The 21,765-nt window shown below is 70.4% G+C and carries 20 protein-coding genes, 2 tRNA genes and 1 pseudogene; 16 read left to right on the top strand and 7 right to left on the bottom strand.

The window, feature by feature from the left end:
• Positions 1–3: 3 nt before the first annotated feature.
• Positions 4–516: a DsbA family protein gene (locus J7I98_RS25345; RefSeq protein WP_214926072.1), complete on the bottom strand. Its 513-nt coding sequence runs from the start codon at positions 514–516 to the stop codon at positions 4–6.
• A gap of 167 nt (positions 517–683) precedes the next feature.
• Between J7I98_RS25345 and J7I98_RS25340 the strand changes: the two genes are divergently transcribed.
• Together J7I98_RS25340 and J7I98_RS25335 are read left to right on the top strand one after the other, a co-directional pair.
• Positions 684–1,142 (top strand): hypothetical protein, encoded by a 459-nt coding sequence (locus J7I98_RS25340; RefSeq protein WP_214926067.1) that lies wholly within the window; start codon positions 684–686, stop codon positions 1,140–1,142.
• A 154-nt stretch (positions 1,143–1,296) separates the two neighbouring features.
• Positions 1,297–1,467, top strand: coding sequence for a hypothetical protein (locus tag J7I98_RS25335; RefSeq protein ID WP_214926063.1), 171 nt, complete (start codon positions 1,297–1,299; stop codon positions 1,465–1,467).
• 28 nt (positions 1,468–1,495) lie between these two features.
• Here J7I98_RS25335 and J7I98_RS25330 read toward each other — a convergent pair whose 3' ends face one another.
• Both J7I98_RS25330 and J7I98_RS25325 read right to left on the bottom strand, forming a co-directional pair.
• Positions 1,496–2,065, bottom strand: coding sequence for a CGNR zinc finger domain-containing protein (locus J7I98_RS25330; protein ID WP_214926060.1), 570 nt, complete (start codon positions 2,063–2,065; stop codon positions 1,496–1,498).
• A gap of 190 nt (positions 2,066–2,255) precedes the next feature.
• Positions 2,256–2,669, bottom strand: coding sequence for an SsgA family sporulation/cell division regulator (locus J7I98_RS25325; protein WP_003987206.1), 414 nt, complete (start codon positions 2,667–2,669; stop codon positions 2,256–2,258).
• Between the two features lie 190 nt (positions 2,670–2,859).
• Between J7I98_RS25325 and J7I98_RS25320 the strand changes: the two genes are divergently transcribed.
• Positions 2,860–3,315 (top strand): TIGR02611 family protein, encoded by a 456-nt coding sequence (locus tag J7I98_RS25320; protein WP_214926058.1) that lies wholly within the window; start codon positions 2,860–2,862, stop codon positions 3,313–3,315.
• Positions 3,316–3,391: 76 nt separating this feature from the next.
• Positions 3,392–3,463: transfer RNA gene (locus tag J7I98_RS25315), tRNA-Val, on the top strand.
• Positions 3,464–3,524: 61 nt separating this feature from the next.
• On the opposite strand, the pseudogene J7I98_RS25310 reads toward J7I98_RS25315, so the two are convergent.
• Positions 3,525–6,340, bottom strand: a pseudogene (locus J7I98_RS25310) (SCO7613 C-terminal domain-containing membrane protein).
• A 90-nt stretch (positions 6,341–6,430) separates the two neighbouring features.
• On the opposite strand from J7I98_RS25310, the gene J7I98_RS25305 reads away from it, so the two are divergent.
• The 3 genes from J7I98_RS25305 (at position 6,431) to J7I98_RS25295 (ending at position 7,423) form a co-directional block, all read left to right on the top strand.
• On the top strand, positions 6,431–6,874 hold the full coding sequence (locus tag J7I98_RS25305) for an SRPBCC family protein (protein WP_214926125.1): 444 nt from the start codon (positions 6,431–6,433) through the stop codon (positions 6,872–6,874).
• A 39-nt stretch (positions 6,875–6,913) separates the two neighbouring features.
• A tRNA-Val gene (locus J7I98_RS25300) sits at positions 6,914–6,985 on the top strand.
• 258 nt (positions 6,986–7,243) lie between these two features.
• Positions 7,244–7,423, top strand: a complete 180-nt coding sequence (locus tag J7I98_RS25295; RefSeq protein WP_214926056.1) for a hypothetical protein — start codon at positions 7,244–7,246, stop codon at positions 7,421–7,423.
• A 12-nt stretch (positions 7,424–7,435) separates the two neighbouring features.
• Here the strand turns inward: J7I98_RS25295 and J7I98_RS25290 are convergent, their stop codons facing one another.
• Entirely contained in the window at positions 7,436–8,161 is a 726-nt protein-coding gene (locus tag J7I98_RS25290) for a 3'-5' exonuclease (RefSeq protein ID WP_214926054.1), read from the bottom strand.
• A 187-nt stretch (positions 8,162–8,348) separates the two neighbouring features.
• Here J7I98_RS25290 and J7I98_RS25285 point away from each other — a divergent pair, with 187 nt between their 5' ends.
• The 4 genes from J7I98_RS25285 (at position 8,349) to J7I98_RS25270 (ending at position 12,883) form a co-directional block, all read left to right on the top strand.
• Positions 8,349–8,945, top strand: a complete 597-nt coding sequence (locus tag J7I98_RS25285; protein ID WP_214926045.1) for a DUF4365 domain-containing protein — start codon at positions 8,349–8,351, stop codon at positions 8,943–8,945.
• Positions 8,945–10,162 (top strand): hypothetical protein, encoded by a 1,218-nt coding sequence (locus J7I98_RS25280; RefSeq protein ID WP_374225168.1) that lies wholly within the window; start codon positions 8,945–8,947, stop codon positions 10,160–10,162. The genes J7I98_RS25285 and J7I98_RS25280 overlap by 1 nt, the downstream gene beginning before the upstream one ends.
• Positions 10,163–10,251: 89 nt before the next feature.
• On the top strand, positions 10,252–12,228 hold the full coding sequence (gene thrS / locus J7I98_RS25275) for a threonine--tRNA ligase (RefSeq protein WP_214926043.1): 1,977 nt from the start codon (positions 10,252–10,254) through the stop codon (positions 12,226–12,228).
• Between the two features lie 85 nt (positions 12,229–12,313).
• Entirely contained in the window at positions 12,314–12,883 is a 570-nt protein-coding gene (locus J7I98_RS25270) for an HIT domain-containing protein (protein WP_214926040.1), read from the top strand.
• Between the two features lie 24 nt (positions 12,884–12,907).
• Here J7I98_RS25270 and J7I98_RS25265 read toward each other — a convergent pair whose 3' ends face one another.
• Complete coding sequence (locus J7I98_RS25265; protein WP_214926039.1) at positions 12,908–14,575, bottom strand: hypothetical protein; 1,668 nt, start codon at positions 14,573–14,575, stop codon at positions 12,908–12,910.
• Between the two features lie 152 nt (positions 14,576–14,727).
• Positions 14,728–16,926, bottom strand: coding sequence for an elongation factor G-like protein EF-G2 (locus tag J7I98_RS25260; RefSeq protein ID WP_214926119.1), 2,199 nt, complete (start codon positions 16,924–16,926; stop codon positions 14,728–14,730).
• A gap of 247 nt (positions 16,927–17,173) precedes the next feature.
• Here J7I98_RS25260 and pgsA point away from each other — a divergent pair, with 247 nt between their 5' ends.
• The 5 genes from pgsA (at position 17,174) to pdxS (ending at position 21,764) form a co-directional block, all read left to right on the top strand.
• Complete coding sequence (gene pgsA, locus J7I98_RS25255) at positions 17,174–17,830, top strand: phosphatidylinositol phosphate synthase (RefSeq protein WP_214926037.1); 657 nt, start codon at positions 17,174–17,176, stop codon at positions 17,828–17,830.
• Positions 17,827–18,735 carry a phosphatidylinositol mannoside acyltransferase gene (locus J7I98_RS25250; protein ID WP_214926035.1) on the top strand — a complete coding sequence of 303 codons (909 nt, stop codon included), beginning with the start codon at positions 17,827–17,829 and terminating at the stop codon, positions 18,733–18,735. Before pgsA ends, J7I98_RS25250 begins: the two co-directional genes overlap by 4 nt.
• A complete protein-coding gene (locus J7I98_RS25245) occupies positions 18,732–19,895 on the top strand; it encodes a glycosyltransferase family 4 protein (protein ID WP_214926033.1) in 1,164 nt (387 codons plus the stop codon). Before J7I98_RS25250 ends, J7I98_RS25245 begins: the two co-directional genes overlap by 4 nt.
• A gap of 287 nt (positions 19,896–20,182) precedes the next feature.
• Entirely contained in the window at positions 20,183–20,731 is a 549-nt protein-coding gene (locus J7I98_RS25240) for a hypothetical protein (RefSeq protein ID WP_214926030.1), read from the top strand.
• A 124-nt stretch (positions 20,732–20,855) separates the two neighbouring features.
• Positions 20,856–21,764 carry a pyridoxal 5'-phosphate synthase lyase subunit PdxS gene (gene pdxS / locus J7I98_RS25235; protein ID WP_214926027.1) on the top strand — a complete coding sequence of 303 codons (909 nt, stop codon included), beginning with the start codon at positions 20,856–20,858 and terminating at the stop codon, positions 21,762–21,764.
• Position 21,765 lies beyond the last annotated feature (1 nt).

Below are 21,765 nucleotides of genomic sequence, written 5' to 3'. Positions count from 1 at the left end.
GGATCAGGACCGGGCGAGCAGACGGTCGACGATCTCCTCGATGCGCTCGCGCAGCCCCTCCTGGCTCTTGCCGCCGTCCAGCCGCTCCCCGTCGATGACGTACGTCGGGGTGCCGGTGACGCCGATGGCCTTGCCCTCGGCCTGGTCGGCGTCGACGATCAGGAGGTGCCGGCCGTCGATCAGGGCGGTGTCGAACTCCTCGGTGTCCAGCCCCAGTTCGCGCGCCACATCGAGGAGCACCGGCTCGCCCTTCGCCGCCAGGTCCTTGGTACGGGCGAGAAGCGCCTCCACGTACGGCCAGTCCTTGCCCTGGTCGACCGCTTCCTCGGCGGCCTGGGCGGCGGCGTAGGCGTGCTTGTTCTTTTCGAGGGGGAAGTGCCGCAGCCGCAGTTCCAGACGGTCGCCGTACCGCTCGCGCAGGGCGCGCACGTCGTCGAGCGCGGAGTGGCAGTCGGGGCACTGGAGGTCGCACCAGATGTCGAGGACGACGGGGCGGGCGGGGATGGAGTCGCTCATGGAGCCAGTGTCCCAGCCACACCGGCCGGTTCCCAACCAGGACCTGGGGAGGATCCCGCCCCCTAGATCTCCCGGAGATCTCTCGGAGGTCGTACGGGGGCGTGGCCCCGGCACCCTCGGCCGGTGCAGGATGGAGGGGTACGTAACCCACGAGGCTGGAGGACCGGATGCTGGCTGAGACCGTCTGTTCCGCGGTGTCCGCGGCCGGTCTGGGCATCGCCGCGATCACCGCGTACCGCAAGCGATTCCTGGCTGCCACGCGTATCGCCGCCTATTCGCTCGTCCCTGTCGGCCTGGTCATGACCGGCGTCGTCGAGTGGGTTTCGGGAATCGCCTTCAAGCCGAGCGTGTGGGCCGGGTTCGTTCTGCTCGGACTCGCCTGGCTGCTCTTCATGACGACCAGGGCGGTGGAGCGCCGCACCGGCGGCACCCGCAAGGAGCGCAAGGCCGCCAAGGCCGCTCAGCGCGAGGCCGTCGCCCCGCAGGCGTCCGCGCCGTCACTCGCGGCCGGCCGTCAGGCGGAGGCGCAGCCCCCTGCCCCGCAGGCCAAGGCCAAGCAGAAGCCCGCCGCGCCGGCGGAGGACTTCAGCGACATCGAAGCCATCCTGAAGAAGCACGGCATCTGACCGCCTGCACCGGGCGAGAGACCCGAAAGCCTGGTATCTCGGACACGGAAGCGATTGCCGCCGTGTAACGGATGGGCGGGATCCGGTGAACTCCCCCCGCAGATGGGCGTGTTGGTCATCGGGGGCGGTCGTACTGCGCCATGATCACTCCGAGATGCTGGACACATCCCGGGGCGATGCCCCCGTACCCGCCGAAGCCCCTGCACCTTCCGAAGAATCGCGCGGCTGCCTCTTCGCGCTTTCCCAGCCACCCCTGATGATCTTCCTCGGGCTGATCGGCTTCCTGTTGCTGCTGGCCGCGATGCACGATCTTTTCCTGCTGTGAGGCGTGCTGTGGGGCGTGTTGTGAGGCGTCAGCCTGCGGCTTCCTTGCGGCGTGCCCGGTACGCCGCCACATGCAGCCGGTTTCCGCAGGTGCGGCTGTCGCAGTAGCGCCGGGAGCGGTTGCGCGACAGATCGACGAACGCCCGCCGGCAGTCCGGCGCCTCGCACCGCCGCAGCCGCTCCTGCTCGCCGGAGACGACTATGAAGGCGAGGGCCATCCCGCAGTCCGCCGAGAGATGGTCCGCGATGGAGGCGCCGGGCGCGAAGTAGTGCACGTGCCAGTCGAAGCCGTCGTGGTCGGTCAGCCGGGGCGTGGTCCCGGCCGCCGCCACCAGCTGGTTGATCAGCTCCGCGCCGGTACGGGGGTCGGGCGCCGCGAACACGTCCGCGAAGCGGGCTCGTACGTCCTGTACGGCCCTCAGATCCTTCTCGGTGAGTTCACCCACGTCGCTGACATTGTGGAGCCGTACGAAGCCGTACAGCGCCTCGATGTCAGCGAGCCGGTCGGTCTGCTCGCTCTCCGGCTCGCTCTCGGGCGCCGTGTTCACCAGATCGACGACGACGTCGAGTGCGCGCCGGGTGTCGTGGGGGATCAGCACGATTCGCTCCCTGGCCTGCTGCGGGCCGGTGCCCGCCGATGCTGGCCGACTTTAGCGGCTCGCGCGCGCAGACACCGGCGCCGTCGCCACGGTGGATTCCGCGGAGACGGCGCCGGTGTCTGCCGTATGTGGTTGTCCGTCCTTCGCCGTCGCCCCGAGTCGGACGGCGATGGAGGGCTCTCGGGCTGGCTCAGTTCTCCGCCAGGATGTGTGAGAGTTCGGTGTCGAGATCGAAGTGACGATGCTCGGTGCCGGGTGGCACCGCGGCGTCCGTCCGCTTCAGGAACGACTCCAGCGCCCGCGCCGGGGCTTCGAGCAGTGCTTCTCCTTCCGGGGAGCTCAGGGCGATGCAGACGACACCCTGGCCGTGACTGCGCGACGGCCAGACTCTGACGTCTCCGGTGCCGGTGGGCCTGTGCAGGCCCTCGGCGAGGAGGTCGCGGGCGAACACCCACTCGACGGTTTCCTCGGCTCCGGTGTGGAAGGTGGCATGCACGGCGTAAGGATCGGCCGTGTCATACCGCAGGCCCGCGGGTACAGGCAGTGATGACTCGCTCGACACAACGAGGCGCAGGTGCAGCTCGCAGCTGACCGTGGTGTTCATAAGCGCCAGGGCCTTTCGCTCAGTGTGCGCTCGGGGATTCGCACGTCGGCGAAATCGACATGCCACCTACGGTGCCGTTGTAAACCCCTCTGACCTTTTTGTGGCTCTTCAGATAGCTCGTACGGCGGAGCGTCACTTGATGCGATACGGCCATTCCGGTGATGCGGCCGAATCCGGTAGGTTGGGCCACATGAACGCGGAGAGTAACGAGCGGGAAGAAGTCGTCGCACCGGCGGCAGCAGAGCCCGCCACGGGGGACGTGACCGAGGGCGAGCGCGAGCTGGGTTCGCGAGCGCCGCAGATCATCAAGCGGTACAGAACGCTGCACCTCAGCTGGCAGGTCGGTGTCTTCATCATCGGCCTCGCCGTCGTGGCCGCGGGCGTCGTCATGCTGCCGCTGCCGGGCCCCGGGTGGCTGGTGATCTTCGGCGGCATGGCGATCTGGGCCACCGAGTTCGTATGGGCGCAGCTGGTGCTCCGCTGGACGAAGCGGAAAGTCACCGAAGCGGCAGTGAAGGCACTCGATCCGAAGGTCCGCCGGAGGAACATCATCCTCACCGCGGTCGGCCTGGTGATCATCGCTGTGCTGGTCGGGATCTACGTCTGGAAGTTCGGCATGGCGATGCCGTGGAACATCGACGAATGACCGGTCATCGGTCCGCGGGACCTTCCCCCATGGCCGGGGGAACCCCCGGCCATGGGGTAATGTTTGCGGAGCGCCGGGGCGATTAGCTCAGTGGGAGAGCGCTTCGTTCACACCGAAGAGGTCACTGGTTCGAACCCAGTATCGCCCACCCGGACCGAAGGCCCGGAAGACGAAAGTCTTCCGGGCCTTCGTCGTTGCCGTGTGCCGGTTCAGTGCATCCGGCCCAGGGTGTCCCGCAGCCTGCGGGCGTCGCGCAGCCGCTGCTCGTACGTCGCGCCGACCGCCAGCAGCAGGAGACCCGCGAGGGCCGGCGGCAGCCAGCGGGGGAGTACGCCGACGACCTGGACGACGTACGGCGCCAGCTCGTGCAGGGCGACCAGGGCCAGGGCCGAGCCGCCGAGCACCAGGAGGGCCTGGAGCCGCTGCCGGGCGCCGGTGAGCGTGACGGCCAGGGCCGCTGCCCCGAGCAGCAGCGGGCGCAGCCACTGCTCGTCGCCCCAGGCCGCGATCAGGCTCGGCAGCAGGGTCGCGGCGAGGCCGGGACCGTACGCCGTCCAGGACGAGGCCTCGCGGTCGCGTCGTCGTCGCAGTACGCCGACGGCGAGCGCCGGGACGGTGACGGGCAGGGTGTACGCCTCGGGGGTGGTGACGTCCCCGAGGCGCCGAGGCGGACCCAGGTGGCCAGTACGAAGAGCGCCACGGCGGCGTACCCGACGAACCGGCGGTCGGCGCGTACGGCCGTGCCCGCTGCGATGACACCGCACAGGGCCAGCACCAGCGCGAGGGTCGGCGCATCGCCGGAGGCGAGCCCGACCGCGAGGAGGGCCGCGGCGGCGCCGGTGAGTTCCATGGGCAGAGCGGTGAGGTGACCACGGATACGGGCGGCCAGGAGAGCCACCGCCGCCGGGACGGCCAGTACCGCCAACGCGACCTGATGGGCCGGGAGCTCGAACGCCGCGGCACAGGCTCCGGCCAGCCCGGTTGCGAAGACGACGGCCGCACAGGCGGAGACGGGCTGTGTGACGCTGCCCGCGGCAAGGGCGGCGGCCGCGCCGAACAGCACCAGCAGGAAGCCGAGGACCGCGAAGGTGGCCGCCTGGGAGGCCAGGGCCACGAGCGAAACGGAAACGGCCGACGCGAGGGCGCAGCCGAGCCCGGTGAGGGCGAGGGCGGAGCCGGGGCCGGGCCGGGCGGCCGCGTCCGCTACGGGGGCGGTGCCGGCGGGCGGGGACTGCGCGGGGCCATGCGTACCGGCGTGCGGCGGAGTGGCGGGCGTGTCCGAGGCGGATGCCTCGGGTGCCGGGCCGGTGCCGGGGGCCGGGGCGGGGGTCCCGGGTGCCGGCGAGGTGCCTGTGGCCGGTGCTTCGCCGGGCGGGGCGGCGTGGGTGGCGGTGTGCTGGTGGTGTTTGGGCATGGGGCGGCCTGTGCCCTGTGCGGGGGTAACGGGTGTTGCGGAGGTGCATGTGTGCGGTGCCTCGCCCTGTGCGGTGGGCGCGGGCTCGGTCGGTGCGCTGAGGGTTCGGGCCGGGGCACGGGTGGCGTTGCCGGCGAAGCGCGTCAGCGCCGTGGGGTGTGCCGCCAGCGCCATCGGGGCCGCCGTCAGCAGTGCGTACAGCGGGACTGCCACCGCGTAGCGGAGGTCCAGTGCCGCCGGGGTCGCGAAAGCCGCCGCCCACGTCAGGGCCAGCGCCGCGCACGCCGCCGGGGTGTGCCAGGGGCGGTCGGCCGTGGTCAGGCGGCGGGCCGCCACCAGGACCGCTGCGGTCGTCAGCAGGACCAGCGGAGTCGCCGTCGTCCAGGACCACGGGAGGTCGGCGGAGAGCGCGTCCCGGACGCCGGACGGAGCGCCGGACCATGCCCGTTCCGCCCAAGCCACGGGGCCCAGCAGCGTGACCGCCAGCGGCGGCAGCGCCCACAGCGTGCCTCCGGCCAGCACCGCACCCGATGCACCGGCCAGGCCGAGGACCATGGGCCGCGGCAGGCTCACCCGTACAACGGCCAACAGGGCCACGGCGCACAGCACGTACGCGGGCACCGCCCACGCGTCCGGCACGGCAGGCCGGACCACGCCGCCGCCCGCCGCGATCGCCGCAAGCCCCGCCGCGACCGAAGGCGCCACCGCGTGCGGCGACGGCGCGCGCCAGGCAGCGAACAGGGCCAGGGCCGCGATCGCCAGGAGCAGCACACCGGGACGCACCGCGTCGGCGGCGTCACCGGCGGCCACGGACATGGCACCGGCACTGAGCAGCGCCCACGCACCCGCAAGCCAGGCGGCGGCACAAGCCATCGGACGTACGCCACGGCCCTTGCCCCACAGAGCGACGACGACGTCGAGCGCGGCCGTCGCCAGCAGCGACCAGGTCAGCGTCAGCGGGCCCGCACCGGAAGCCAGCGCCCAGAGCGGGAAGGGGAGTTGAGCGGCGACCAAAGCGGCGGGCAGCGGCATCCGCAGCCGGCCGAGCCCCAGACCGTACGCCGCCCAGAGCGCCGCCAGCGCGGCCGAACTGATCGCCGCGTAAGCGAGGCCGTCGACGGCGAGCAGCGCGGCCCGGTGCAGGGCGTACGCATCGAGCACCGTCAGTACGAGCCCGAGCGCGGCCACCGATTCGGCGGTCGAGACGAGCCCGCGGCGCAGCAGTACAACCGGTGCGGACAGAGCCAGCGCCGTCACGGCGCCCAGTACCGCAGAGCGGCCGCCGATGCCCATGTGGCCCCAGCTGACCAGCGTGAACGCGATGGCGGCGATCGTGAGCAGAATGCCGCCGAGCGTCAGCAGTACGTTCTGCGCACTCGGCGACGATGCGTCCGGCGCCGACGCGGCGGCCATGGGCGCACGCGGCACCTGCCCGCCGCCGAAGCCCCGGGCGTGGCCGGCGAAGGGGTTCTGCGGGGCCGGTTGCGCGGCCTGCATGGCGCTGATCAGCCACGCCCTTCGGGTCAGCAACTGCGTGCGGCGGATCTCGAGTTGACCCAGCTCGCGGTCGAGGAGTATCAGTTCCTCGGCGGGTGGTGGCGCATTCTCCATGCCAGGAGTGTGGCTCGGGCCACACACCGGGGCATGGGCTCGGATACTCAGATGTGTGTGAGTACCCCCGGATACGCGCAGACTTCAGGCATGGACTGGTGCCACTACCGCTTCCGCACCGTATGGGATCTGACGGCATCCCCCGACGCCGTGTTCGCCGTGCTGGAACGCGCCGAGGAGTACCCGAGGTGGTGGCCGCAGGTGCGCGAGGCAACCCGCGTCGACGATCGCACAGGCACCTTCCGGTTCCGCTCCCTCCTGCCGTACGAACTCGTCGTCACGGTCGGCGAGACGCGCCGCGACGCGGCCGCCGGCGTACTGGAAGCGGCCATGACCGGCGACATGGACGGCTGGGCGCGCTGGACCGTGCGACCGCACGGCACCGGCACACGCGCCGTCTACGAGCAGGAAGTGGAGGTGCGCAAGGCCCTGGTGCGGCGGTTCGCCGTCCCCGGGCGTCCCGTCTTCATCGCCAATCACGCGCTGATGATGCGGGCGGGGCGGCGCGGGCTCGCGGCGGCCCTCGCGGTTTGAACGAAACCCGCAGGGGGTTGTATGGTTCAGTCCGTTCCCGGGCGATTAGCTCAGTGGGAGAGCGCTTCGTTCACACCGAAGAGGTCACTGGTTCGAAACCAGTATCGCCCACCGGGAAAGGCCGGTCCGTCACAGACGGACCGGCCTTTTTTCATGCCGCCGTACGCCGCCGCCCCAGGCCGCCATCAAGAAAACCGGCCGCTGTCAATAGGTGAAATTCACGTCGTCACGGGTAGCCCACTGCCGCTGCCGGGGTGCAGCCGACCGCACCATGACTCGGGTGCCTGCTGGATGGTAGGGGCCGTGCCGCTCTCTATACCGTGATCCACGAACGCGAAGAACGCTAGACGCTCGACGAAGGGGCACCCGATGAACTCCGCGACCAAGACGCTTCTGTGGCTGCTGCTGATCGCCTGCGTGGCCGCCAATCTCTTCTTCAACCTCATGGTCGACGAGAGCGGGCTGCAGATCGCCCTCAGTGTCGTCTCCGGCGTCTTCGGCCTCGGCGCGATCACCGGCCTGGTGCTGATGAAGAAGGCAGCCCGCTGAGCGACCGTACGATCAGGCGGCGGCCGGGAGTTCGGGGCGCAGCGGCCAGGCCGGATTGACCTCCTCCTCCGACCCGTTGCGCGCGAACCACGCCTGCAGACCACGCGCCTGCGCCGCGTGCCACACCGCCTGCAGTGTGTGCAGCTCGGCAGGCGAAAGCCGCTCCAGACGCGACGCGAAGCGGCGCCCCACCGCCCGTACGACCTCCAGGGACGCCGCCGCGTCGGCGGCCGCGTCATGGGCGCCGTCCAGCTCGACCTCGTACTGCGCGCACAGATCGGTGAGCGTACGGCGGCCCTTGCGGTAGCGGTCCAGATGCTTGTCCAGTACGCGCGGATCCAGCACGCACAGCGGCCGGTTGTCCAGATACCGCGCCAGCGACGACGCCCGATGGCGCCTCAACTCCCGGTCGAGCAGCGTCAGATCGAACGGGGCGTTCATCACGACCAGCGGCCGGCGGGCAATGCTCTGCTCGGCCAGCGACCGGGCTATTTCCTCCACGACCGGCGCCGGCCAGCGGCCGTTGCGCTGAAGGTGCTCGTCCGTCAGGCCATGGATCTCAGTGGCCTCCGCGGGCACAGGAATCCCCGGATTCACCAGCCAGCGGGTCACCCGCACCCGCGCGCCCGGCATGTCCTGCACGACCAGGGCGGCCGACACGATGCGGTCCTCCTCGACATCCACCCCCGTCGTCTCGGTGTCGAACGCGGCCAAGGGTCCTTCGTACCAGCACGTCATGTCGAACTCCTCTTGCTCCCTTGGCAGATGGCGTGCGTCCCCTGCCCGAATCGGTGATACCCGGGTCGTTTGTGCGGTACGCCGTTTACGGCAGAGGTGGTACGGAGACAACACAGGTGACGGGACGCGCAGTTGACGGCGCGTCGCGGGGAACTGACCGGCACGGCCCGGAAGGCACTCGTCAGCCATGGCGCTCGCGCAGCCCGAACCTGGGGGAACGTCCCGTGCCCAGAGCCACGGGGGAGGGCTGCTGCCCGGACGGACCGCGCCACTGCGCGGCGCTCTCGCCACCACCGCCTGCATGGAGACACTCCAGGTGGGCTACCTCCACGCGGTCGCGGCAGCCGCCGGATGCTCCCTCTCACAGCCCTTTCCGGACAACGGCATCGACTGGCACGTGAGCCACAGCGCCCCCGGGCACACGGTCGACGACGAAGTCACCATCAAAGTGCAGCTCAAGTGCACGTACCAGATCCCGCCGCACCCGGCAGGACCCGCCTTCTCCTTCACGCTCGACAACCCCCACCTGGAGAAGCTCGCCCGCAGCCCGGTCTCCGTGCACAAGATCCTGGTCGTGATGCTCGTACCGCGGACCCAGGACGACTGGCTGCGCGCCAGCCACGACCGCCTCGACCTGCGGCACTGCTGCTACTGGACCAACCTGGCCGGACACCCGGTGACAGGCAGGCGCAGGACGACCGTGCGGATCCCGACCTCGCGGATATTCGACGACCGAGCACTCTGCGAGATCATGACCCGGGTCGGGGTGGGAGGGAGACCCTGATGCACCGGCCGATCGACGAGCCCGTACGACCACACCCGAGCGACGCACCCGGAATCTGGGACGTCGGGGAAGGCCCCGACCCCGGCCAGGTCGACCCCGCCGTACTCGGCGCGCTGCTCGACCGGCACGGCTGGCAGCGGCGCGGAGGAGCGGCCGGACGCTACGCGCGCTGGACCCTGCCGGGATCCTCCGGCGGCGGTACGAGCCTGCTCGTACCGGAGAGCAGGGCGTTCCCCGACAGCGACGACCTGCTCGGCGAGGCACTGACCGCACTCGCCCGCTGCGCCGCCCCGTCGGCCCGCGAGGTGCTCGTCTCCCTCGCCGTGCCCAGCGACGAGATCCGCTGGTGGCGCGACGTCCCCGACGGGCGCTCGGGCGCCGCCTCCTGGACCGCGCAGGAACGACTGCGGTCCGCGGCACGCCAGATGCTCCTCGCCGCAGCGCTCGCCGCCCGCGGCCGCGCCGGGTACTACGGCGCGCGGCACCGGCGGCAGGCCCAGACGTCCCTGGAGGGCGTACTGGTGGGGACCTCGCCCGGCGGACGCACCCTCACCGCCTTCGTACCGGTCGAGGGCGGACGCGGCGCCGTCGTACGGCTGCACCACGCGCTGCACGCCGCCCGCGAGGCCACCGACTACCAGCGGGCGACCGGCGGCATGGAGGCCTTCGACTCCGCCGTCGAGGCCGGCGTGAGCCGCGAGCTGACCGACGCGCTCATCGCGCTGGTGCACGGCTCCGAAGGCGCCCGTATCGCCCTGGACTGGTCGCCCGCCGCGGGCGTACCGGCAGGCTGCGCGGTGCACCCCGAGCCGGTCGAGTTCTCGCCCGGCGACCTGCCGGCCCTGCGCGAGGCAGGCGCCCGCTACATGCTGGACGAGCCGTCCGTACCCGTACGGATCACGGGCGCGGTGGTACGGATGCGGCGCTCGGGGCCGCGCGGGGCGGGCACGGTACGGATGCGCGTCCTGGCCGGCGCGGAGGTGCCGCACGTACGCATGGTGCTCGACGAGGAGGCGTACCGGATAGCGGGCCACGCACACCTGGTCGGGCTGCCGATCAGGGTCCACGGGCAGCTGGAGAGCCGGGGCGGCTTCCGGCGGCTGACCGGGGCGAACAGTGTGGTGCCCGTGCAGGTGGACGATGCGGAGCGGGACCGGCTGATGAAGTCGCTCCACGAGAACCTGGACTTTTTCGAGGAGGCGTGCGGCGGGGAATAACCGTTTCGCGATGGGGGCGCCGGGCTCGGTACAGTAAGTGATTGCGCGCGTAGCAAATCGCGTGCGTCCCCCTCAGTCAGGAGAGACCGGTGTCAGACGTCCGTGTGTTCATCCAACGCGATTCCGAGCGGGAAGAGCGCGTGGTGACAACGGGCACTACGGCGGCCGAGCTATTCCCCGGCGAGCGCACCGTCGTCGCCGCGCGCGTGGCGGGCGAGCTGAAGGACCTGGCGTACGTCCTCGCCGACGGCGAGGAGGTCGAGCCGGTCGAGATCTCGTCCGAGGACGGCCTGAACATCCTGCGCCACTCGACCGCGCACGTCATGGCGCAGGCCGTGCAGGAGCTCTTCCCCGAGGCCAAGCTGGGCATCGGCCCGCCGGTCAAGGACGGCTTCTACTACGACTTCGACGTCGAGCGTCCCTTCACCCCCGAGGACCTCAAGGCCGTCGAGAAGAAGATGCAGGAGATCCAGAAGCGCGGACAGCGCTTCTCTCGCCGTGTCGTCACCGACGAGGCCGCCCGCGAGGAGCTGGCCGACGAGCCGTACAAGCTGGAGCTCATCGGCATCAAGGGCTCCGCTTCGACGGACGACGGCGCGGACGTCGAGGTGGGCGGCGGCGAGCTGACCATCTACGACAACTTGGACGCCAAGACCGGTGACCTGTGCTGGAAGGACCTGTGCCGCGGTCCGCACCTGCCCACCACCCGCAACATCCCCGCCTTCAAGCTCATGCGCAACGCCGCTGCGTACTGGCGCGGCAGCGAGAAGAACCCGATGCTCCAGCGCATCTACGGCACCGCGTGGCCGTCGAAGGACGAGCTGAAGGCGCACCTGGAGTTCCTCGCCGAGGCCGAGAAGCGCGACCACCGCAAGCTCGGCAGCGAGCTGGACCTCTTCTCCATCCCGGACGAGATCGGCTCGGGCCTGGCGGTCTTCCACCCCAAGGGCGGCATCATCCGCCGGGTCATGGAGGACTACTCGCGCAAGCGCCACGAGGAGGAGGGGTACGAGTTCGTCTACACCCCGCACGCCACCAAGGGGAAGCTCTTCGAGAAGTCGGGCCACCTGGACTGGTACGCCGACGGCATGTACCCGCCCATGCAGCTCGACGAGGGCACGGACTACTACCTCAAGCCCATGAACTGCCCGATGCACAACCTGATCTTCGATGCGCGCGGGCGTTCGTACCGTGAACTGCCGCTGCGCCTCTTCGAGTTCGGGACCGTGTACCGGTACGAGAAGTCCGGTGTGGTGCACGGCCTGACCCGGGCCCGCGGTTTCACCCAGGACGACGCGCACATCTACTGCACCAAGGAGCAGATGGCGGAGGAGCTCGACAAGACGCTCACCTTCGTCCTCGGTCTGCTGCGCGACTACGGTCTGACCGACTTCTACCTGGAGCTGTCCACCAAGGACCCGGAGAAGTTCGTCGGCTCGGACGAGATCTGGGAAGAGGCCACCGAGACCCTGCGCCAGGTCGCCGAGAAGCAGGGCCTCCCGCTGGTCCCGGACCCGGGCGGCGCGGCCTTCTACGGCCCGAAGATCTCGGTCCAGTGCAAGGATGCCATCGGCCGTACCTGGCAGATGTCGACCGTCCAGCTGGACTTCAACCTGCCGGAGCGCTTCAACCTGGAGTACACCTCGGCGGACGGCACCAAGCAGCAGCCGGTCATGATCCACCGCGCGCTGTTCGGCTCCATCGAGCGCTTCTTCGCAGTGCTTCTCGAGCACTACGCGGGCGCGTTCCCGGCGTGGCTGGCCCCGGTCCAGGCCACCGGCATCCCGATCGGCGACGCGCACGTCCCGTACCTGCAGGAGTTCGCCGCCGAGGCGAAGAAGAAGGGCCTGCGGGTCGAGGTGGACGCCTCCTCGGACCGTATGCAGAAGAAGATCCGCAACGCGCAGCGCAGCAAGGTCCCGTTCATGGTCATCGTGGGCGACGACGACATGAATGCGGGCACGGTCTCCTTCCGCTACCGCGACGGGTCGCAGAAGAACGGCATTCCCCGCGACGAAGCCATTGCCGAGCTCGTCGACGTGGTGGAGCGCCGGGTACAGGTCTGACACCGGCCCCCGCGCAAACCAGTGCCCCGAGGGGCGGTCCCGTCAGGGGCCGCCCCTCACTGCTGCTCCCTCACCGTGAGCGAATATGCTGGCTCGCATGACGATTGAGCCGGAACAGCAGATCGGAGTCGGGACGCCGGACGCGTTCCAGCGCCTGTGGACGCCCCACCGGATGGCATACATCCAGGGTGAGAACAAGCCGACGGGTCCGGGGGCCGAGGACGGCTGCCCGTTCTGCTCGATTCCGGCCAAGTCCGACGAGGACGGCCTCGTCGTGGCGCGTGGTGAGCAGGTGTACGCGGTGCTGAACCTGTACCCGTACAACGGCGGGCATCTGATGGTCGTCCCGTACCGCCATGTCGCCGACTACACGGACCTGGACGCGGCGGAGACCGCCGAGCTCGCCGAGTTCACCAAGCGCGCGATGATCGCGCTGCGTACGGCCTCCGGGGCGCAGGGCTTCAACATCGGGATGAATCAGGGCGCGGTGGCAGGGGCGGGTATCGCGGCGCATCTGCACCAGCATCTCGTGCCGCGCTGGGGCGGGGACACGAACTTCATGCCGGTCGTGGGGCACACCAAGGTGCTGCCGCAGCTGCTGGGGGACACCCGCAAGATGCTGGCGGACGCCTGGCCGCCCGCCGCCTCCGTCTGACCTCCTGAAGCCTTACGTGTCGCTCTACGCGTCGTAGAGGTCCGCGTTCCTCGGTGCCGGGTCCTGGACCATGCCGCTGAGGATGAGCGAGCGGTTGCTGAAGCGGTCCGTGTCCACGCCGTGGTCGTCGAGGACGCGGATGGCCGCCGCGTGGACGACGCGCAGGACGGGCGTGGCCGCGCGCATCGCGTCGTCGGCCATGAAGCGGTGGCGCCAGGGCTTCTCCGCCCAGGCGTGCCGCAGGCCGAACGGCTCGGGAAGAACGAGCTTGCCGCCGAAGAAGTCCAGGATCGGCGGGAACCAGGTGAGCGGGGCGCGGACGGCGAGGCGCACCACCTCGTCGGCGTCGACAAGTGGCTGGTTCTTGTCGACGGTTTCCCAGAACTTGACCGTCTTGCTGACCGTGATGGTCTTGGGCTTGGGCTTGGTGGTGAAGAGGGAGTGCACCGGGCCCAGCGCGTGGCCGGTGACTTCGATGCGCAGGGTCTCGTGCAGCACGGTGACGGTGATCAGCATGGTGATGACCAGCTGGCCGTCCCACAGTGTGAACTGAACGCCCAGATAGTGGCGGTTGCCGGCGCCGAACTGCTGCTCGTTGCAGATCCGCTGTATTTCGTGGCCCTTGATCTGGAACGCGTCGACATTCTGGCCCTCGGGCCTGGCCACCTCGGCCGCGTTCTCGCCGACCGGTGCGACGACCCAGTGCCGTACGGAGGGGGTCGGGAAGCCGCCCGTGTGCAGCGGTCCGCGCTCCAGCATGCGGAGCTGGTCGTGGATGGCGCGTACGACGTCCCAGCTGCGGAAGCCGTGGATTTCCTTGCCGGAGTCGCGCGGGACGAGCTCTTCGGCGAGCTGCCAGCTGCCCCAGCGGGTGCCCATGCCCAGTATTCCCTTGGGGCCGGCGTAGAAGACGGCGTTGCTGTGCTGCTCGGCGGTGAGCCTGGCGAGCGACTGGCGCAGCTGCTCGGCGGCGGACTCGTTGGGGTCGCGGGGTACGGCCTCGGGGATCTTGGCGCCCACGCCGCCGCCGGCCAGCAGGCTCTCCCAGCGGGCCCGCATGTCCTTGGCCGTGGTCTCGCTGATCTGCTTGGCCCAGAGCCAGCCGATGACGGGGGTGACGACCATCGCCCGCAGGTAGATGGCCCAGAAGCCGCCGAAGGGCAGCCTGATCAGGAAGATCACGGCGAGACCGCCGGCGGCGACCAGGGCGGCGGTCGCGAGGGCTCCGGCGCGCTTGTCCTTGGAGCCCGCGATCGTACGGCGGAGCTGGAACATGGCCAGCCAGATCAGCATTCCCGGCAGGAAGGCCAGGCCGAAGACCACCATGACGCCGGTGAGTTTGGCGTCGCGCTCCTTACGGATGCGGGTCGCCGCGAGGCAGTGCTCGACAACGGTCTGGGGTTCGGTGCCGAAGGACTGGATGAGGGGCTTGCGGGCGCCGCCCAGCATGCGCACCTGGACGGCCCGCGAGAACGCCTCGCCCAGGTTCGGTTCGAAGAGGGAGAGCTTGCCCTTCTTGACCTCGGACTTGTGCCAGTCGCTGTTGGCGCCGAGGATCTCGTCGACCGGGCTGTCGCGGTACGCCGCCGATGCGAGCGCGTGCGTCGCCGCGGTCTGCCCCGCCGAGCCCTGGAGCGGGATCTGTGCCCCGGGTGAGAAGTCGTATCCGTCGTCCGCCACTGCTGCCCCCATCGCCGCACGCAACCGCTCCTGCGGCCTGTTCCCGACTACTGCTCCCGGCACACCTTCTGAGCTGGGACACAGCGTATCCGGGTGTTCCCTGCCCGTAATGGGACAGTGGAATGCCGCCCGCCGCAAGGCAATTGGGCGGACGGCACTGTCAACTACGATCCCTTTTCGGCCTGTTCGCGGATCTTGCCCGCAAGCTGCGGCGGCATGGGTTCGTGGCGGGCGTACGAGCGGTTGAATTGCCCGGTGCCGTGCGAGATCGACCGGAGGTCGACGGCGTACCGTCCGATTTCGATCTCGGGGACCTCGGCCCGTACGAGCGTACGACCCGGCCCTGCCTGCTCCGTGCCGACCACCCGGCCGCGCCGCCCCGACAGATCGCTCATCACCGGGCCGACATAGTGATCGGGCACCATCACCACGATCTCCGTGACCGGCTCCAGCAGATGGATCTTCGCCTCGGCCGCGGCCTCCCGCATCGCCAGCGCGCCCGCTGTCTGGAACGCGGCGTCGGAGGAGTCGACCGAATGCGCCTTTCCGTCGAGGAGGGTGATGCGTACGTCCACCAGCGGGTAGCCCGCCGCGACGCCGCGTGCCGCCTGGGCGCGTACGCCCTTCTCCACGGAGGGGATGAACTGGCGCGGTACCGAGCCGCCGACGACCTTGTCGACGAACTCGATCCCGGACCCCGGGGGCAGCGGTTCGACCTCGATCTCGCAGATCGCGTACTGGCCGTGGCCGCCGGACTGCTTCACATGGCGGCCGCGCCCGCCCGCCCTTTCGCCGAAGGTCTCGCGCAGCGACACCTTGTACGGCACGACGTCCACCTGGACCCCGTAACGGCTGCGCAGGCGCTCCAGCGCCACGTCCCGGTGGGCCTCGCCCAGGCACCAGAGGACCAGCTGACGGGTGTCCTGGTTCTGCTCCAGGCGCATCGTCGGGTCCTCTGCGACCAGCCGCGACAGGCCCTGGGAGAGCTTGTCCTCGTCCGCCTTGCTGTGCGCCTGGATGGCGAGCGGCAGGAGCGGGTCGGGCATGGTCCAGGGCTCCATCAGGAGCGGATCGTCCTTGGCGGACAGGGTGTCCCCGGTCTCGGCGCGCATCAGTTTCGCGACGGACGCGATGTCGCCGGCGATTGCCTGGCTGAGGGTGCGCTGCTGTTTGCCGAAGGGGGAGGAGAGCGCGCCGATGCGCTCGTCCACGTCGTGGTCCTCGTGGCCGCGGTCGGTGAGTCCGTGCCCCGACACATGTACGGTCTCGTCCGGCCGGAGGGTGCCGGAGAAGACCCGCACCAGGCTGACCCGGCCGACGTAGGGGTCGGACGCGGTCTTGACCACCTCGGCGACCAGCGGCCCGTCCGGATCGCAGGTGATCTGCGGGCGCGGGCTGCCCTCCGGGGTGGTGACCGCGGGCGCCTCGTGCTCGGAGGGGGTCGGGAAACCGCCCGTGACGAGCTCCAGGAGCTCGATCGTGCCGATGCCCTCGCGGGATCCCTCGGCCGCCGGGGCGGCCGCCAGGACGGGGTGGAAGGTGCCGCGCGCGACGGCCCTCTCCAGGTCCTCGACGAGGGTCTTGTAGTCGATCTCCTCGCCGTCGAGATAGCGGTCCATGAGGGTCTCGTCCTCGCTCTCGGCGATGATCCCCTCGATGAGCCGGCTGCGGGCGGTCTCGATGCGCGGCAGCTGGTCCTGCTCGGCCGGCACCTCCTTCCGTTCGCCGGAGGAGTAGTCGAAGATGCGCTGCGAGAGCAGGCCGACGAGGCCCTTGACGGGGGCGTGCCCGTCGGGTCCCTGGGGCCCGTACAGCGGCAGATAGAGCGGCAGTACGGCGTCGGGGTCGTCGCCCCCGAAAGTCTCCGCGCAGAGCCGGGTCATCTCGTCGAAGTCGGACCTGGCCGCTTCGAGGTGGGTGAAGACGATGGCCCGCGGCATACCGACCGCCGCGCACTCCTCCCACACCGCCCTGGTCGCGCCGTCCACGCCGTCCGACGCCGAGACGACGAAGAGGGCCGCGTCCGCAGCGCGCAGACCGGCTCGCAGCTCGCCGACGAAATCGGCGTATCCGGGTGTGTCCAGGAGATTGATCTTGATGCCGCCCCATTCGACGGGGACCAGCGAGAGCTGGACCGACCGTCCTTGCCGGTGCTCGATCTCGTCGTAGTCGGAGACGGTCGCGCCGTCCTCGACCCGGCCCGCCCTGTTGACCGCTCCCGCCGCCAGTGCGAGAGCCTCGGCCAGGGTGGTCTTTCCCGATCCGCTGGGGCCGACCAGCACTACGTTCCGTACGGACGAGGGCCGGTCGGCCGCTGTTGCCCTGCCGGCGGCCCCGGGGTGTGCGTTCGCCTTGTCGCCCATGATCTGTGCCTCCCAGTCTGAGAGCACGCTGAGGAGAGGGGGCGCGGACATCTGGGAGCCGCAGTAGCGAGGCGACGCCGATGACGCCCGCGGTCATTCGAGCTTTGCACTCGGCTCACATTGCGTCCATACGTCGTACCCGATCGACGGGTGGCCGGGCCCCGGCACTGGGCGTGCGCCGTCGTGGCTACGATGGGCCAGCCGGTGGCCGCAAGGGGTCGCACGGCCACCGACCCTCGGGAAGGCCATGCTGAACAAGTACGCGCGTGCATTCTTTACGCGTGTCCTCACACCGTTCGCCGCATTTCTCCTCCGACGCGGGGTGAGCCCGGATGCGGTCACTCTCATCGGCACGGCCGGAGTGATGGCGGGCGCGCTGGTCTTCTTCCCCCGGGGAGAGTTCTTCTGGGGCACGATCGTCATCACGCTGTTCGTCTTCTCCGACCTCGTCGACGGCAATATGGCGCGACAGGCCGGGGTTTCGAGCCGCTGGGGCGCCTTCCTGGACTCGACGCTCGACCGGGTCGCCGACTCGGCGATTTTCGGCGGGATCGCCCTCTGGTACGCGGGCACGGGCAACGACAACATCCTGTGCGCCGTCGCCATCTTCTGCCTGGCCAGCGGCCAGGTCGTCTCGTACACGAAGGCACGCGGAGAATCGATCGGCCTGCCGGTGGCCGTCAACGGTCTGGTGGAGCGGGCCGAGCGGCTCGTCATCACGCTCGTCGCCGCGGGGCTGGCCGGGCTGCACAACTTCGGCGTTCCCGGGATCGACGTGCTGCTGCCGATCGCGCTGTGGATCGTGGCCGTGGGCAGCGTGGTGACGCTGGGACAGCGAGTCGTGACCGTACGCCGCGAATCGGCCGAGGCCGATGCCGAGGCGGGAACCGGGGCGACGTCGTGAGCGGTGGCAAGGAACGGCTGACCGACGCCCTGTACGGCCTCGGCTGGGGCACGGTCAAGAAACTGCCCGAGCCGGTGTCCGTCGCCCTCGGGCGCACCATCGCCGACGCGGTGTGGAAGCGGCGCGGCAAGAGCGTGCTGCGGCTGGAGTCCAACCTCGCCCGGGTGGTGCCGGACGCGGGCCCCGAGCGCCTCTCAGAGCTCTCCAAGGCCGGTATGCGCTCGTACATGCGCTACTGGATGGAATCCTTCCGGCTTCCCGCGTGGAGTGCGGAGCGCGTGAAGACCGCCGTCGAGATCAAGGACATCCACCGGCTGACGGAGGGCCTCGCCGAGGGGCGGGGCGTCGTGCTCGCGCTGCCCCACCTGGCCAACTGGGACCTCGCCGGCGCTTGGGTCACCACCAAGCTCGAGGTGCCCTTCACGACCGTCGCCGAGCGGCTCAAGCCCGAGACGCTGTACGACCGGTTCGTCGCGTACCGCGAGAGCCTCGGTATGGAGGTCCTGCCGCACAGCGGCGGCAGCGCCTTCGGGACGCTGGCGCGGCGGCTGCGCGACGGCGGTCTCGTCTGCCTGGTCGCCGACCGCGATCTGTCGGCTTCGGGCGTGGAGGTCGAGTTCTTCGGCGAGACCGCGCGGATGCCCGCCGGGCCCGCGCTGCTGGCGCAGCAGACGGGGGCGCTGCTGCTGCCGGTGACCCTGTCGTACGACGAATCCTTGATGCGGGGCCGGATCCATCCGCCCGTCGAAGTACCCGAGACGGGTACCCGTAACGAGAAGACGTCCGTCATGACGCAGGCGCTGGCCGACGCCTTCGCCACCGGCATCGCCGAACACCCGGAGGACTGGCACATGCTGCAACGGCTGTGGCTCGCCGACCTCGAGCCGCGTCAGGAGTCCTCGTGAAGATCGGCATTGTCTGCCCCTACTCGTGGGACGTCCCCGGCGGCGTCCAGTTCCACATCCGCGACCTGGCCGAGCACCTGATCGGGCTCGGCCACAAGGTCTCCGTCCTGGCCCCCTCCGACGACGAGACGCCGCTGCCGCCGTACGTCGTCTCCGCCGGGCGGGCCGTTCCCGTCCCGTACAACGGGTCGGTCGCGCGCCTCAACTTCGGCTTCCTCTCGGCCGCCCGGGTCCGGCGCTGGCTGCACGACGGCACCTTCGACGTGATCCACATCCACGAGCCGACCGCGCCCTCGCTGGGCCTGCTGACCTGCTGGGCCGCGCAGGGGCCGATCGTCGCGACGTTCCACACCTCGAACCCGAAGTCCCGGGCGATGATCGCGGCTTACCCGATCCTGCAGCCGGCGCTGGAGAAAATAAGCGCCCGCATCGCGGTCAGCGAGTACGCGCGCCGGACCCTGGTCGAGCACCTGGGCGGCGACGCCGTCGTCATCCCCAACGGGGTCGACGTCGACTTCTTCGCGAAGGCCGAGGCCAAGCCCGCGTGGCAGGGGCAGACCATCGGCTTCATAGGGCGCATCGACGAGCCCCGCAAGGGCCTGCCCGTCCTCATGCGTGCCCTCCCGAAGATCCTGGCCGAGCGCCCGGACACGCGGCTGCTGGTCGCGGGGCGCGGCGACGAGCAGGAGGCCGTCGCCTCGCTGCCGAAGGAGATGCGCCGCCAGGTCGAATTCCTCGGCATGGTCAGCGACGAGGACAAGGCGCGGCTGCTTCGCAGTGTCGACCTGTACGTCGCCCCCAACACCGGCGGCGAGAGCTTCGGCATCATCCTGGTCGAGGCGATGTCGGCGGGCGCGGCGGTGCTGGCCAGCGACCTCGACGCCTTCGCCCAGGTCCTGGACCAGGGTGCGGCCGGCGAGCTCTTCGCCAACGAGGACGCCGACGCGCTGGCCTCGGCGGCCGTACGGCTGCTGGCGGACCCGGAGCGGCTGGTGGAGCTGCGGGAGCGGGGGAGTGCGCACGTACGCCGGTTCGACTGGTCGACGGTCGCTGCGGACATCCTGGCGGTGTACGAGACGGTGACCGACGGCGCGGCTTCGGTGGCCGCGGACGACCGCTCGGGCCTCCGCGCCCGCTTCGGCCTGGCGGCCCGCGGCTGACGCCGGCGGGGGGCCTTGGTACGGGGCCGTCTGAACCAGGATGCGAACGGCGGCGAGGGGGCGGGTCGCGCAGGGGGCGCTGTTCGGGACGTAAAGCGTGATTTGTGCGCCAATTACTGGCTTCGCGAACGCAGCCCCCGCCGGGCAGCTAAATCATGCAGTCCCGAATGGCACCCCCGGAGCGGCCCGACCCCGCACGGACCCACGCGGCGCAAGCCAACCCCCGCACGGACCCACGCGGCGCCGGCGAAGAGCCGACACCGGCGTCCCCGGTAACCTTGCGGCCCGTGACCGTAACCCTGATCATCTGGATCGTCGTAGCCCTCGTAGCGATCGGGCTGTACCTCAGCTGGACCGCAGGCCGCCTCGACCGTCTGCACGCCCGTATCGACGCCTCCCGCGCCGCCCTGGACGCCCAGCTGCTGCGCCGCGCCTCGGTCACCCAGGAGCTGGCAACGTCCGGCGTGCTCGACCCTGCCGCTTCGATCGTCCTGTACGAGGCCGCGCACGCCGCCCGTCAGGCCGAAGAGGACCACCGCGAGGTCGCGGAGAGCGAGCTCAGCCAGGCGCTGCGAGCGGTGTTCGGCGAGACCGCGCAGGTCGAGGCCGTGAAGGAGGCGTCCGGCGGCGAGGAGGCTGCAGGGGAGCTCGCAGCGGCCGTACGGCGCGTCCCGATGGCCCGGCGTTTCCACAACGACTCCGTGCGCGCGGCCCGCGCACTGCGCCGCCACCGCAAGGTCCGCTGGTTCCGACTGGCAGGCCACGCCCCGTTCCCCCTGGCGTTCGAGATGGACGACGCGCCCCCTGTGGCACTGGCCGACCGCCCTGGCAGCTAGCAAAACCCGCCCAGGGAGCTAGCAAAACGAGCCACCGCCCATCCATTGGCCCTTGCGGTGGACTGGTCGGGAACTGTTCCCTCGGGGAAGCAAGAGCCTTCTCCTTACCCAGCGAGGTCCACCCGTGTCCAGCACCAGCACCACCCAGGCCCCCGAGACCGGCACCGCACGCGTCAAGCGCGGCATGGCTGAGCAGCTCAAGGGCGGCGTCATCATGGATGTCGTCAACGCCGAGCAGGCGAAGATCGCCGAAGACGCCGGCGCCGTGGCCGTGATGGCGCTGGAGCGCGTGCCGGCCGACATCCGCAAGGACGGCGGCGTGGCCCGGATGTCCGACCCGAACATGATCGAAGAGATCATCGAGGCCGTGTCGATCCCGGTGATGGCGAAGTCCCGGATCGGCCACTTCGTCGAGGCCCAGGTCCTCCAGTCCCTCGGCGTCGACTACATCGACGAGTCCGAGGTCCTGACCCCGGCCGACGAGGTCAACCACTCCGACAAGTGGGCGTTCACCACCCCCTTCGTCTGTGGCGCCACCAACCTGGGCGAGGCCCTGCGCCGTATCGCAGAGGGCGCGGCCATGATCCGCTCCAAGGGCGAGGCCGGCACCGGCAACGTCGTCGAGGCCGTCCGTCACCTGCGCCAGATCAAGAACGAGATCGCCCGCCTGCGCGGCTACGACAACAACGAGCTGTACGCCGCCGCCAAGGAGCTCCGCGCCCCGTACGAGCTGGTCAAGGAGGTCTCCGAGCTGGGCAAGCTGCCGGTGGTCCTCTTCTCCGCGGGCGGCGTCGCCACCCCCGCCGACGCCGCGCTGATGCGCCAGCTCGGTGCCGAGGGCGTCTTCGTCGGCTCCGGCATCTTCAAGTCCGGCGACCCGGCAGCCCGCGCCGCCGCCATCGTGAAGGCCACGACCTTCTACGACGACCCGAAGATCATCGCGGACGCTTCGCGCAACCTGGGTGAGGCCATGGTCGGCATCAACTGCGACACCCTCCCCGAGTCCGAGCGCTACGCCAACCGCGGCTGGTAGT

The sequence above is a fragment of the Streptomyces sp. ISL-98 genome (assembly GCF_018614055.1).
Classification (GTDB): domain Bacteria; phylum Actinomycetota; class Actinomycetes; order Streptomycetales; family Streptomycetaceae; genus Streptomyces; species Streptomyces spiramyceticus.
The sequence above is the reverse complement of the archived record's forward strand: the minus strand, read 5'-3'. Positions and strand labels throughout refer to the sequence as shown.

Excerpts from the sequence above, each read along its gene's own strand:
- J7I98_RS25280 (WP_374225168.1), top strand. The coding sequence starts at position 8,945 with ATGCACCGGCCGATCGACGAGCCCGTACGACCACACCCGAGCGACGCA.
- J7I98_RS25260 (WP_214926119.1), bottom strand. The coding sequence starts at position 16,926 with ATGGGCGACAAGGCGAACGCACACCCCGGGGCCGCCGGCAGGGCAACA.
- J7I98_RS25320 (WP_214926058.1), top strand. The coding sequence starts at position 2,860 with ATGAACGCGGAGAGTAACGAGCGGGAAGAAGTCGTCGCACCGGCGGCA.
- J7I98_RS25340 (WP_214926067.1), top strand. The coding sequence starts at position 684 with ATGCTGGCTGAGACCGTCTGTTCCGCGGTGTCCGCGGCCGGTCTGGGC.
- J7I98_RS25265 (WP_214926039.1), bottom strand. The coding sequence starts at position 14,575 with ATGGGGGCAGCAGTGGCGGACGACGGATACGACTTCTCACCCGGGGCA.
- J7I98_RS25270 (WP_214926040.1), top strand. The coding sequence starts at position 12,314 with ATGCTGGCTCGCATGACGATTGAGCCGGAACAGCAGATCGGAGTCGGG.
- J7I98_RS25295 (WP_214926056.1), top strand. The coding sequence starts at position 7,244 with ATGAACTCCGCGACCAAGACGCTTCTGTGGCTGCTGCTGATCGCCTGC.
- J7I98_RS25325 (WP_003987206.1), bottom strand. The coding sequence starts at position 2,669 with ATGAACACCACGGTCAGCTGCGAGCTGCACCTGCGCCTCGTTGTGTCG.
- J7I98_RS25305 (WP_214926125.1), top strand. The coding sequence starts at position 6,431 with ATGGACTGGTGCCACTACCGCTTCCGCACCGTATGGGATCTGACGGCA.
- J7I98_RS25290 (WP_214926054.1), bottom strand. The coding sequence starts at position 8,161 with ATGACGTGCTGGTACGAAGGACCCTTGGCCGCGTTCGACACCGAGACG.
- J7I98_RS25285 (WP_214926045.1), top strand. The coding sequence starts at position 8,349 with ATGGCGCTCGCGCAGCCCGAACCTGGGGGAACGTCCCGTGCCCAGAGC.
- pgsA (WP_214926037.1), top strand. The coding sequence starts at position 17,174 with ATGCTGAACAAGTACGCGCGTGCATTCTTTACGCGTGTCCTCACACCG.
- J7I98_RS25335 (WP_214926063.1), top strand. The coding sequence starts at position 1,297 with ATGCTGGACACATCCCGGGGCGATGCCCCCGTACCCGCCGAAGCCCCT.
- J7I98_RS25345 (WP_214926072.1), bottom strand. The coding sequence starts at position 516 with ATGAGCGACTCCATCCCCGCCCGCCCCGTCGTCCTCGACATCTGGTGC.